Origin of the sequence: Pseudomonas sp. RIT-PI-r (assembly GCF_001297015.1) — a bacterium.
GTDB lineage: Bacteria > Pseudomonadota > Gammaproteobacteria > Pseudomonadales > Pseudomonadaceae > Aquipseudomonas.
Genome location: NZ_LIGE01000031.1, coordinates 199,676 through 211,302, shown reverse-complemented (window position 1 = coordinate 211,302; position 11,627 = coordinate 199,676). Strand labels below are relative to the sequence as shown.

The following is an 11,627-nucleotide window of genomic DNA, read 5'->3' as shown; positions in this document are numbered from 1 at the left end:
GTGTAGGAGCTGCCGAAGGCTGCGATCTGTTGATTTTGCTTTTTAGAAGATCAAAGTCAAATGATCGCAGCCTTCGGCAGCTCCTACAAAGGGACTCGTGCAGGCGACTAGAACAACGCCAGCAGGTTCGAGCCGAGAAACAGCTGGTCGATCCAGAACACCTGATGCAGCAGCACAATCACCCAGAACAGAATCTGAAACGACACCTTGCGCGTCTTGTGCCGGAACACCTGCTGGGCGATCAACGCGCCGGGCCAGCCGCCGGCCAGTTCCACGGCGTGGAGGATGTTCTCCGGCGTGCGCCAGGCCTCGGCGCGGGCCTTGCGCTTGTCGGCCCAATACATGAAGAACGCCAGCACACTGACGACCCCATAAGCGGCCAACGGCACCCACGAAATCCCGCGCAGCCACATCGACAGCGAGCCGAACAATGGCAGCGCACAGACGATCAGCAGAACGACCAGTTTCAGTTTCAGGTTCTGGATGTTGTCACCGCCCGAAGGTCGCCCTTCAGGCCGGCGTGCGCGGGAATCACTCATGGCTTGGCCGCCGCCCAGTCCACCCAGCCGAACTGCCAGGTCGCGAGAATCAGCAGGCCAAAACCGATCCGATACCAGGCGAACGCCGCATAACTATGGCTGGCAATAAACTTCAGCAAGCCGCGCACGGCGATCATCGCAAAGATGAACGCCGTGATGAAACCGATGGCAAAGACCGGGAAGTCTGCCGGTACAAACAGGTCGCGATACTTGTAACCCGAATAGACCGCTGCGCCGACCATCGTCGGCATCGCCAGGAAGAACGAAAACTCCGTGGCGGTTTTACGTGACAGACCAAACAGCAGGCCGCCAATGATGGTCGAGCCGGAACGCGAGGTGCCGGGAATCATCGCCAGACACTGGGCGAAGCCGACTTTCAATGCATCTTTCCAGGTAATCTCGTCAACGGTTTCGGCATGCACCTCGTGCTGACGCTTTTCCGCCCACAACATGATGACGCCGCCGACAACCAATGCCGCTGCCACCGTAATCGGATTGAACAGGTATTCGTGAATCAGATCGGCAAAGATCACGCCCAACACCACGGCGGGCAGAAAGGCGATCAGCAGGTTGGCAGTGAAACGCCGTGCGCTGGGCTGAGTCGGCAAGCCGATGACCACGTCGAAGATCTTGCGTCGAAATTCCCAGACCACCGCGAGGATCGCGCCGAGCTGGATGATGATGTTGAACGCCATGGCCCGCTCACCACCGAAGTCGAGCAAGTCGGCAACAATGATCTGGTGTCCGGTACTGGAAATGGGCAAAAACTCCGTCAGCCCCTCTACAACTCCTAGTATCAGTGCCTGCAAGGCCGTCCAAAGATCCATCAATCCCCCAAAGAGCGATGCGCGCCGGCATGCCCCGATAGTATTTTTTTACGTTCACTGCGATCAGCGTAGCTGGTAAATGCTGTACCGATTCCGCGCGCACAGGATCCAGACCAAACAGTCAAAATTCCGTGAAATATCAACTTGGATTCAGGTTTTTACGCGCGGGGCCGAAATCCTATCAGACAAGCCTTAATAGCGCTGCTGCGTTATACGACTTGGGTCGCGTATGCCCGCCCACGTAAACGTGGTTGGATGCTGGCGATCGTTTATTACAAAAACAAGAATCCGGAGTGACAGCGTTATGAACAGCTTGCGCAGTGTGTCGATCAGCCGACGCTTGTGGCTCATTTTGATTGTGGCGGTGGTCATGTTGCTGACCTTGGGCGTACTGATGCTCAAGCAGATCCACGATGACCTGTATCACGCCAAAGCGCAGAAAACCCAGCATGTGGTGCAAACCGCCAGCGGCCTGCTGACCTATTACCACGACCTCGAAACCGCCGGCACTTTAACCAAAGACGCGGCGCAGAAGCAGGCGCTGACAGCGATTCGCGGACTGCGTTATGACCAGAGTGACTATTTCTGGATCAACGACCTCACGCCCGTGATGGTCATGCACCCGACCAACCCCAAACTCGAAGGCCAGAACCTCTCGGCGATCCGTGATCCGGATGGTTTTGCGGTGTTCAACGAAATGGTCGCCATCGCCCGCGCCAAGGGCGCCGGCATGGTCGACTACCGTTGGCCAAAACCCGGGGCCAGTGAGCCGGTGGCGAAGACCTCGTACGTCAAGTTGTTCGAACCGTGGGGCTGGGTGATCGGCTCAGGCGTTTACGTCGACGATGTGCAGGCGGAATTCAAGGGCCAGGTGATCAAAGCCACGATCATCGGCTTGGCGATTGCCATGATCATGGCCTTGCTGGTCATCCTGATCGCCCGCAGCATCGTGCGTCCGTTGCAGGAAACCGTGAACGCGATGGCCAACATCGCCAGCGGCGAAAGCGACCTGACGCGTAGCCTCGATACCCACGGCAAGGATGAAGTCACCGAACTGGCGCATCACTTCAATGCTTTCACCGCCAAACTGCGCCGGGTGATCGGGGACTTGCAGGTCTCGGCCAGCGCACTGGGCCAATCGTCCACCGAGCTGGGCAGCGACGCCTCGCAGGCGCAGCAACGCAGCCAACAGCAATCGCAGCAGATGGAACTGGTGGCCACCGCGATCAACGAGGTGACCTACGGCGTACAGGACGTGGCGAAGAACGCCGAGCATGCCGCCGCTGAAATGCGCGATGCCGAAGCGCAGGCGCAGCAAGGCCAGATCAACATCGACGGCAGCCTGCAACAGATCGACAAGCTTTCCGGGACCATCGATCAAGCGGTTGAGGTGATTCGCACCCTCGCGGCCGAAAGCACTCAGATTGGCAGCGTACTGGAAGTGATCCGTTCGATTGCCGAGCAGACCAACCTGCTCGCGCTCAACGCCGCGATCGAAGCGGCGCGGGCCGGTGAGCAAGGTCGCGGATTTGCCGTGGTGGCGGATGAAGTGCGCTTGTTGGCGCAGCGGACGCAGAAGTCGACAGCGGAAATCCAGTCGATGATCGAACGTCTGCAGAACCATTCCGAAGCCGCCGTGAAGGTCATCGGCGACAGCAGCAAGGCGTCGCAACTGACCATCGAGCAAGCCGGGCTGGCCGGTGCCAGTTTGAATGCGATTGGCCAGGCGCTGCGTAACCTCAATGGTCTGAACGCGTCGATTGCCAGCGCCACGCTGCAACAGGCGCATGTGGTCGAGGACATCAATCAGAACGTTACCCAGGCGGCGGGCCTCTCGCACAGCACGGCGATTGCGGCCGAACAGTCGAGTGCCGCCAGCGTGAAGCTCGGCCAACTGAGCGAACAACTCAACGGCCTGCTACGCCAGTTCCGCGTCTGACCTCCCCCTTGTAGGAGTGAGCCTGCTCGCGATAGCGGTTTTGTCAGCAACACTAATGTTGGCTGATAGAGCGCTATCGCGAGCAGGCTCACTCCTACAGTTTTTTGGGTACAATCCGTTCCCTTCTTTATGTCCCCCCAAGGAACCTCCATGTCCGGGCTTGAACTGTTTGCCGCCACCCTCGGCGTGATCGCCGTCTGGCTGACGGTCAAACAGAATCCATGGTGCTGGCCGATCGGGCTGGTCATGGTCCTGCTCTACAGCTGGATCTTCTTTGAAGTGAAGCTGTATTCCGACATGTTGCTGCAAGTCATCTACGCCGCGCTGCAGGTCTACGGCTGGTGGCAGTGGACGCGGGCCGGGACGATGCACGACGGGCGGCAGGTCACACGTCTCGATCAGCGTTCAATTCTGATCGGGCTCAGCGTCGGCGCTGTCGCCAGCCTGCTGCTGGGCGCGGCCATGGCGCACTGGACGGATGCCGCGCAGCCTTGGCTCGACGCAGCGTTGACGGCGTTCAGCCTGGTTGCACAGTTGTGGATGGCGCAGAAACGTCTGCAGTGCTGGGCGCTGTGGTTTGTCCTCGATGTGATCTTTGTCGGGCTGTTCATCTATAAGGATCTGTACCTGACGGCAGCCTTGTACGGCCTGTTCACCTTGATCGCGGTGCAAGGCTATCGTGAATGGCGCGCCGACCCGGCGTTGCGCACATGAAAGTCGTGGTGCTTACCGGGCCGGAATCCACCGGCAAGAGCTGGCTGGCGGCGGGCCTTCAGCAACAATTCGGCGGCGTGCGGGTGGACGAATACGTGCGCTGGTTCATTGAGCAGAACCCGCGCGACACTTGCCTGGCAGACATCCCCGAAATCGCCCGGGGTCAGTTGCAATGGGAAGATCAGGCTCGTGCGCAAAGACCGGCGCTGCTGATTCTCGACACGCACCTGCTGAGCAACATTTTGTGGAGCCAGACGCTGTTCGGTGCCTGCCCGGCCTGGCTCGAACCCCAGCTGTTGGCACGCCAATACGACTTGCACCTGCTGCTATCTCCGGAGCACATCGACTGGACCGATGACGGTCAACGCTGCCAGCCGGATCCGGAGCAGCGTCTGGCCTTCTTCAACGCCACGCGCGCCTGGCTTGAGCAACATCACCAATCCGTGCAAATCATTCAGGGCGATTGGGCCGGGCGCCAGGCGCAAGCTTTTGCAGCTGTTGCGCAACTGCTGGCCGAATAACCCCGATCAAGAGGCTCCTGCCCCACCGTTTTCCCCTGTTCTGGGGGAAATGTGTCCATTCCTGAAACACACACCTGACGGCAAAGTGGCCGTTTCAACAGTCTTGACCGTTTTGTCGGTCGGCCTGTTACGTAGTTGAAACACATCGCCGCAAACCCTCGTTCCAGAGCTTTGTTCAGCCAATAGACAGGTCGGTGTCACTGTGCGTGTTTCAACAATGAAACAGTTCGTGTATCAAATCTTTGTTCAATTCATGTAAGCATTTGAAATCACGAAACATTTAAAAAGCGGCACAGCTTTCGCTCTCTCCTTCACAACGCTGACTAGGGCCAGCCCACTGAAGAAGGAATTGCTGCCGTGGGGAATTTCAAAAAGAGCATGACCTGCCTCCTGCTGATCGGATCAGCAGCCAGCACATTGATCAGCCTCAATGTGCAGGCGGAAGGTAATGGCGTCATCGTCCTCAATCGCGACGTTCAACCTATTCCTATCGGTCGCAACGGTGGCAAAGACCCCTACCCGACCACCGTCAATGCCAACCCGTCGGCACGCATCAATCAGACCTTGAGCAGCACCGAACTCAGTGACGGTGACTTCGCCAGTGTCGCGAGTGGCTCATCAATTCGCGGCAACATGACCACGCCCAGCTCGAACCTTCCCGGCATGAACACTCTGACCAATACCAACGGCTTGCCTGGCATGAGAACCGGCAGTGGCGGCGGCGCGGGAGGCTCGATCTCCAATACGGTCAACCGCGCCATGAGCACCGGCCTTGCCCCTCTGACCCGAATGGCCGGAGGCCAATAAGATGAATCGCACTTTTCTTCTGCTCGCCCTGCTCGGTTGCACCAGCGCCATGGCTGCCGACCCAAGCTCGATCAATAGCGCAAACATTCAGGATTCCGGGGCGCAATACCGCGGCAACTTCAACGTCAACCAGGCCGCTGGTGACCAGATGCAACAGGCCAATACCAAGGCGATTGCCATCGGCACCGAATCCCACGCCAACACCAGCGTAATGCAGAAAATCGATACGCCGGCCAGTCGCTCGATCAACGCCAGCGCCAACATCGGCGGCAACTCTTTCAGTAACGGCAACGGGATCCTGGGTGTGAACCAGGGCGCCGGGGCCAACAACCAGATGGCCAACGTGACGCGCGTCAGCATCAGTGCTGCCCCGCAGAGCGTTGACGACAGCGCCCTTTCGCAACAGAACGTGGCGTTTTTACCGAGCTCAGGAGCAACTGGTACCTCACCCGGCAGTCGCCAGGTCACGACAAGTGATCAGGCCTTCACCGGCAGCCGCGGGGTAATCCAGGTGAACCAGAGTGCCGGGGTGGGGAACCGAATGGCTAACACCCTGAGCATCCGGGTCGCTGACTGACCCAAACAACAAAAGCAGTGCAATTAGAAAGTACCAACACTTAACCAACTAATAAGCACGATGGAGAAACACCATGAAACCTACAATGGCTCTCAAACCACTGGTTTTCGCACTTGCAGCAGTGATGGCAATCGCAGCACAGGCAGGCGGTCGTGATGACGATCATGGTAATGGGCACGGCAACGGCCACGGCAATAACCAGCCTAAAGGTCCAACCCTGGAACAACTGCTGCAAATCACTGCGGGTGCCGGCGCCGCTGTGCTTGATGTGCAAGACAGTGACGGCAACGTGGTAAAAAACCAGGGCACGCTGAACAACGCTAACGCCAGTGACTCGCTCAACGGTTCCAACGGCAACATGGGCGCCAACGTTGCAGCCGGCGACGGCAACCAGCAGGACAACGCTGCTGCATTGGCCACTGCTGACGAGAGCTTCATCTTCGGTAACGCTGTTGCAGCCTCGAGCGCGACTCAGGTCAACAACAACAACTACGTGAAAAACTCGTCGACCTTCAACAATGCCAACCTCAACAACGCAGGCAACAATGGTTCCGGCAACATCGGCATCAACGTCAGTGCGGGCAACTTCAACCAGCAGAAAAACAACCTGGCGATCGCCGTTTCGGGTGGCCGCGTAGCTCAGGCCGCCGCTTCCGCCAACCAGTCCTCGACTGGCCTGGTGGTAGAAAACAAAGGCGTGCAAACCTACAAAACCGACACCCTCACCGGTACATATGCTGCTGCTGGCGTGTTTAAGGCCAAAGGCACCGCAACCATCGAAGACGATGATCACGGTGGTTACGGCAATCGTGGCGGCGGCCATGGTGGCAACGATGACCAGAAAGCCAAGTTCGAAGCCGTGGGTACCTTTGGCCTCGCTGGCGTAACCACTCAGCAAGTGATGACCAAAGACGGCTGGAAAGCGCCGGTGGTCAACAATGCCAACATGACCAACTCGATGAACAACTTCTCCGGCAACGGTGGAGCCAACGTCTCGTCTGGTGTGGGCAACCAACAAAGCAACTCGCTGTCCATCGCCGCAGGTTGCAGAGCCTGCCTGTAATCGCGATCGAAACGAAAGCCCCGGCAACGGGGCTTTTCCTCGGTTCCACAAGGCGTATCGATCATGCGAACTCCCGCCCTCCTCGCTTTGCTTTGTCTGTGTGGCCTGACTCAGGCGGCGCAGATGCCAGTGGCTGCCCTACCCGGCGGCGTGCTGGTTTACAAGGACGTGCAAAGCTTGCGTGAGCGCAAGTTTGCCGACATCGTCGAACAAAAGACCGATTTCAGTTGCGGCGCTGCTGCACTGGCAACGGTCCTGCGCCAAGCCTACTGGCTCGACGTCGATGAGGAGCACATCATCAAAGGCATGCTGGTCAACGCTGACCAGGACCTGGTTCGTACCCAGGGCTTCTCCATGCTCGACATGAAGCGCTACGTAGAAAGCATCGGCATGCGTGCCCGAGGCTACCGGATCCCGCCAGAGAAACTCGAAGCGGTGACCATTCCGGTGGTGGTCCTGATGGACATTCGCGGCTACAAGCATTTCGTCGTACTGCAGCGTTCAGACAAGGATTGGGTGTACATCGGAGACCCGGTTCTCGGCCACAAACGCTACAAGCACGATGACTTTGTCAAAGGTTGGAACGGCATTGTCTTTGCCATCGTAGGCCCTGGTTACGACAAGGCTAACGCTTTGCGCAGTCCTCCGGTGCCACTGACAGCAAAGAACAAGCTGGATGGTTTCAACCCTGTCAAAGATGCGGAATTGATGGATTTCGGGTTCATTCAGAGCGACTTCTTTTAATCGCCGAGTTAGAGAGTGGGACTGGATGTCCCGGGAGCAGCAGATGAAAAGCTCATACTGGCTGGCCGCCGCCTGCCTGGCAGCGAGTGCGTCGGGTTTTGCACATGCCGGATTCAAACCCATCGAAATCAAAGACCAAGAGCTTGCAGAGCTGCGTGGTCGCTATGTCATGCCGGGGCGGATTATCAGCTTCGGCATCGTCATGAGTAGCACTTGGCGCAATGCCAGCGGCGACTTGATCGGGGCTGCCACCTCGATGCAGGTCCAAGCGTCTACCGTCAAACCGGAATTCTACGTCTCGACCATCAAGGAGTCGGGCAATGGCAGTGTTCCCACACTGGGCAACGGCACCGTGATCGGTGGCGCCGGCCTCAATAGCACGCAGGGTGTGACGCAAAGCGTGCGCGCGGCGGGCGATGGCAACACCGCGAGCAACAACGTCGCGATCAACGTCAGTGAAGCCAGTCAGGCGCCGGCGCTGCTGCCGTCGCAAGGCCAGGCGCTGGTTGCCGGGCAAACCATCAGCGGCAGCAACGGCGCAGGCAGCGTCCAGGTTTCGGCCAACAGTGGCGGCGTACAGATGGCCATTCAGGCCAGCGGCAATCAAGGCACAGCGCTGCAACAAGTCGCTCAGGGCGGCCTGCTGCAAAATACTCGCTTGCTGGGCAGTGCCAACGTGGTCAACAACCTCACGCAACTCAACGTCGTATTAAACAATAACGGCAGAAGCGCCGGTGCACTGGACTGCAACCTGACCCAACTCGGGGCCCTACGCAATATCGGATATTGAACTACGCTGAGTCTCGATCATTGGGCTTAAAGGGACGGCTTATTCATGTATCGATCAGTATCACTGCGTGCTGCAGTGTGTTTGAGTACCCTTCTCCCGGCGGCGATGCTGCAAGCAGCTCCCGATGCCGACGTAGAAGCCCTTAAACGGGAACTTCTGGAACTGAAACAACGGTACGAAGTACAGCAACAAGCACTGGCGGTACTTGAACAAAGGGTCCGCCAAGTGGAAGAACAGCCGGCCGCCCCACCGCCAAAAAGGCTGGCCAAATCGCCGTCAGACATGAAAGGAAATCGCGTTGCCAGCGGGGCCGCCACAGGCACGGGCGCGGCCGCCGCATCGGGAGGCGCAGCTGGGGGCAGTGGCGCTTCTTACGGTCAATCGTTGGCCGACGATTCACAACCGGCACAGAGCGTGTCGAACCTTTACGACGAAGCCAGCGGTTTCTTTGGCGGGGGCAAGTTCAGCGTCGAAACGGGCATCACCTATTCGCGCTACGACACCCGTCAGCTGATTCTCACCGGATTCCTGGCCCTGGATTCGATTTTCCTCGGCAACATCAACCTGGACCGAATCAAGGCCGATACCTGGACCCTCGACCTCACGGGCCGCTACAACTTCGACAATCGCTGGCAGTTTGACCTGAACGTGCCCGTGGTATATCGCGAGTCGACGTATCAATCGGGTGGCGGCAACGAAGGCGCGGCAGGCGTTACCACCGAGGAAACCGTCACCAAGGATCCAACCATTGGCGACGTCAACTTCGGTATTGCGTACAAGTTCCTCGACGAGTCCGTCAACACGCCGGATGCGGTCGTCACCTTGCGGGTCAAGGCGCCAACCGGCAAGGACCCGTTCGGGATCAAACTGCGTCAGACCGATGCCAACTCCAACCTCTTCGTGCCTGACACGCTACCGACGGGCAATGGCGTCTGGTCGATCACTCCCGGCATCTCGCTGGTCAAGACGTTTGACCCGGCCGTGTTGTTCGGCAGCCTGTCCTACACGCATAACCTTGAGGAATCATTTGACGACATCAGCTCCACCGTCAACCAGAAGAACCCGGGCAAGGTGAAGATCGGCGACAGCTTCCAGATCGGCGCCGGTATCGCCTTTGCACTGAACGAAAAGATGAGTATGTCGTTCTCGGTGTCTGACCTGGTGCAACGCAAGAGCAAGCTGAAACAGGATGGCGGGGACTGGGAATCGGTGGTGTCCAGCGACGCCAACGCCGGTTACTTCAACGTCGGCATGACCATTGCGGCCACCGACAACCTGACCATCGTACCCAACCTGTCGATCGGCATGACCGACGATGCTCCGGATTTTTCCTTCAGCCTGAAATTCCCGTACTACTTCTAAGCAGCGCAACAGCAAAAGATCGCAGCCTGCGGCAGCTCCTACATCGGATGTTGGTAATCCCGGTAGGAGCTGCCGAAGGCTGCGATCTTTTGATCTTCAGCCAACTAGCGAATCTGATGTTTATGTAACAGGCGATAGAACGTGGGGCGGGAAACGCCAAGCACCTTCGCGGCAATGCTCAGATTGTCGCTATGCCGGTTCAACACATCGCACAGTGCCTGGCGTTCAGCACGGGTTTTGTAATCTTCCAGCGTGCCCATCGGTGTCGCGATCGAATGCTGGCTGATCAACCCTAAATCGCGGGCCTCGATCTGCCGCCCTTCAGCCAGCACAAGGCCGCGCCGCACGCGGTTAGCCAGTTCGCGCACGTTGCCCGGCCAATCGTGTTTACCCATCGCAATCAGCGCATCTTCACTGAAGCTGCGCGGACGTCGACCGGTTTCGTGGCTGTAGAAATGCGAAAAGTGGTTGGCCAGCATCGACAAGTCACCGTGCCGTTCACGTAAAGGTGCAGTGACCACTTGCAGAACATTGAGCCGGTAGTACAAATCCTCGCGGAAGCGCTTCTTCTCGATCGCCGACTCAAGATCGACGTGGGTCGCTGCCAACACGCGTACATCTACCGGAATCGGCTGACTGCCACCGACGCGCTCAATGTGTTTTTCCTGAAGAAAACGCAGCAGATTGGCCTGCAGTTCCAGCGGCAGGTCGCCAATTTCATCAAGGAACAACGTGCCGCCGTTGGCCGCTTCGATACGGCCGACCTTGCGCTGATGCGCGCCGGTAAACGCACCTTTTTCGTGACCGAACAGCTCGGACTGGATCAAGTGTTCGGGAATTGCCCCGCAATTGATCGCCACAAACGGTTTGCTGTGACGCTGCGATTGCCGATGCAGGGTGCGCGCGACCAGCTCTTTACCCGTGCCGCTTTCGCCACGGATCAATACCGGCGATTCAGTCGGTGCCAGCTTGCTGAGCAATTTGCGCAGTTCGCGGATCGGTTTGCTGTCGCCGAGCAATTCATGTTCGGGCTGGTCGACGTGAATCGTGCCCTGCCCGCGCAGGCGGGCCATGCCGAATGCCCGGCCGAGGGTAACTTGCACCCGCGACACGTCGAACGGCAGGGTATGGAAATCGAAAAACCATTCGCAGACGAAGTCGCCAACGTTCTGCAAGCGCAGCACTTCCTGATTCAGTACAGCGATCCATTCCGTGCCGCTGCGACTGATCAGTTCCTTGACCGCTTCGGGCCGTTCCAGGTGAAAAGGTTGCAAACGCAGCAAGCCGACATCGCAGCTGCGGTCGGTGGCATTTTCCAGCGTACAACTGTCGACATCCCAGCCTATCGCGCGCAAACCGGGCAATAAGCGGTGACAGTCGTCGCACGGGTCGACCACCAATAAACGTCTTAACGCAGGCGCTTCGCTCATGACTGTTCCTTGGCGCCAAATATTAGAAATGATTGTAAAAACAGTCATTTGGCAGACCCGACTGTAACATTAGCAAGATTTTGACAGCGCCTTGTATCAATTGCTTATAGGTGTACAAACAAACGCGTTATAAGAAGCCCGGTTGTTAGTTAGCTATCGACTATTTCATTACGGAAAAGCTTTCAACAAGCTTTCAAAGCCCGTCTGTGAGCCAGGCGTTTGTAAGAAAGTTGAAATTTCTTTGTTTCGAGTGTGACCCGCCCCGGGGTTGCGTGCATCAGTACAAGTAACCAGCCGAACGGTAAGCCCAACCG

Annotated in this window: 12 protein-coding genes; 9 read left to right on the top strand and 3 right to left on the bottom strand. The window is 57.9% G+C overall.

All coding sequences use genetic code 11. The features are described from left to right. Nucleotides 1–107 precede the first annotated feature (107 nt). Both AK821_RS19330 and AK821_RS19325 read right to left on the bottom strand, forming a co-directional pair. Nucleotides 108–539, bottom strand: a complete 432-nt coding sequence (locus tag AK821_RS19330; protein WP_064391138.1) for a DUF1294 domain-containing protein — start codon at nt 537–539, stop codon at nt 108–110. Beyond that, entirely contained in the window at nt 536–1,366 is an 831-nt protein-coding gene (locus AK821_RS19325) for an undecaprenyl-diphosphate phosphatase (RefSeq protein ID WP_064391137.1), read from the bottom strand. The genes AK821_RS19330 and AK821_RS19325 overlap by 4 nt, the downstream gene beginning before the upstream one ends. A gap of 304 nt (nt 1,367–1,670) precedes the next feature. Here AK821_RS19325 and AK821_RS19320 point away from each other — a divergent pair, with 304 nt between their 5' ends. The 9 genes from AK821_RS19320 to AK821_RS19280 all read left to right on the top strand — a co-directional run bounded on the left by AK821_RS19320 (nt 1,671) and on the right by AK821_RS19280 (nt 9,883). Then, nucleotides 1,671–3,305, top strand: coding sequence for a methyl-accepting chemotaxis protein (locus AK821_RS19320; protein ID WP_064391136.1), 1,635 nt, complete (start codon nt 1,671–1,673; stop codon nt 3,303–3,305). A 150-nt stretch (nt 3,306–3,455) separates the two neighbouring features. Further along, nucleotides 3,456–4,019 (top strand): nicotinamide riboside transporter PnuC, encoded by a 564-nt coding sequence (pnuC, locus tag AK821_RS19315; protein ID WP_064391135.1) that lies wholly within the window; start codon nt 3,456–3,458, stop codon nt 4,017–4,019. Next, nucleotides 4,016–4,540, top strand: coding sequence for an AAA family ATPase (locus AK821_RS19310; protein ID WP_064391172.1), 525 nt, complete (start codon nt 4,016–4,018; stop codon nt 4,538–4,540). The genes pnuC and AK821_RS19310 overlap by 4 nt, the downstream gene beginning before the upstream one ends. Before the next feature lie 357 nt (nt 4,541–4,897). After that, entirely contained in the window at nt 4,898–5,347 is a 450-nt protein-coding gene (locus AK821_RS19305; RefSeq protein ID WP_064391134.1) for a hypothetical protein, read from the top strand. Between the two features lies 1 nt (nt 5,348). Next, a complete protein-coding gene (locus AK821_RS19300) occupies nt 5,349–5,924 on the top strand; it encodes a hypothetical protein (RefSeq protein ID WP_064391133.1) in 576 nt (191 codons plus the stop codon). A gap of 73 nt (nt 5,925–5,997) precedes the next feature. After that, nucleotides 5,998–6,987: a hypothetical protein gene (locus AK821_RS19295; protein WP_064391132.1), complete on the top strand. Its 990-nt coding sequence runs from the start codon at nt 5,998–6,000 to the stop codon at nt 6,985–6,987. Between the two features lie 63 nt (nt 6,988–7,050). Beyond that, nucleotides 7,051–7,731: a C39 family peptidase gene (locus tag AK821_RS19290; protein ID WP_064391131.1), complete on the top strand. Its 681-nt coding sequence runs from the start codon at nt 7,051–7,053 to the stop codon at nt 7,729–7,731. A gap of 43 nt (nt 7,732–7,774) precedes the next feature. After that, nucleotides 7,775–8,521, top strand: coding sequence for a hypothetical protein (locus AK821_RS19285; protein ID WP_064391130.1), 747 nt, complete (start codon nt 7,775–7,777; stop codon nt 8,519–8,521). 45 nt (nt 8,522–8,566) lie between these two features. Continuing rightward, entirely contained in the window at nt 8,567–9,883 is a 1,317-nt protein-coding gene (locus tag AK821_RS19280; RefSeq protein WP_064391129.1) for a hypothetical protein, read from the top strand. Between the two features lie 104 nt (nt 9,884–9,987). Here AK821_RS19280 and AK821_RS19275 read toward each other — a convergent pair whose 3' ends face one another. After that, nucleotides 9,988–11,313 (bottom strand): sigma-54 dependent transcriptional regulator, encoded by a 1,326-nt coding sequence (locus AK821_RS19275; RefSeq protein ID WP_064391128.1) that lies wholly within the window; start codon nt 11,311–11,313, stop codon nt 9,988–9,990. Nucleotides 11,314–11,627: the final 314 nt, after the last annotated feature.

Bases quoted from the DNA above. Each gene is read 5' to 3' on its own strand.
- AK821_RS19285 (WP_064391130.1), top strand. From the start codon at position 7,775: ATGAAAAGCTCATACTGGCTGGCCGCCGCCTGCCTGGCAGCGAGTGCG.
- AK821_RS19295 (WP_064391132.1), top strand. From the start codon at position 5,998: ATGAAACCTACAATGGCTCTCAAACCACTGGTTTTCGCACTTGCAGCA.
- AK821_RS19300 (WP_064391133.1), top strand. From the start codon at position 5,349: ATGAATCGCACTTTTCTTCTGCTCGCCCTGCTCGGTTGCACCAGCGCC.
- AK821_RS19320 (WP_064391136.1), top strand. From the start codon at position 1,671: ATGAACAGCTTGCGCAGTGTGTCGATCAGCCGACGCTTGTGGCTCATT.
- AK821_RS19280 (WP_064391129.1), top strand. From the start codon at position 8,567: ATGTATCGATCAGTATCACTGCGTGCTGCAGTGTGTTTGAGTACCCTT.
- AK821_RS19330 (WP_064391138.1), bottom strand. From the start codon at position 539: ATGAGTGATTCCCGCGCACGCCGGCCTGAAGGGCGACCTTCGGGCGGT.
- pnuC (WP_064391135.1), top strand. From the start codon at position 3,456: ATGTCCGGGCTTGAACTGTTTGCCGCCACCCTCGGCGTGATCGCCGTC.
- AK821_RS19310 (WP_064391172.1), top strand. From the start codon at position 4,016: ATGAAAGTCGTGGTGCTTACCGGGCCGGAATCCACCGGCAAGAGCTGG.
- AK821_RS19275 (WP_064391128.1), bottom strand. From the start codon at position 11,313: ATGAGCGAAGCGCCTGCGTTAAGACGTTTATTGGTGGTCGACCCGTGC.
- AK821_RS19325 (WP_064391137.1), bottom strand. From the start codon at position 1,366: ATGGATCTTTGGACGGCCTTGCAGGCACTGATACTAGGAGTTGTAGAG.
- AK821_RS19290 (WP_064391131.1), top strand. From the start codon at position 7,051: ATGCGAACTCCCGCCCTCCTCGCTTTGCTTTGTCTGTGTGGCCTGACT.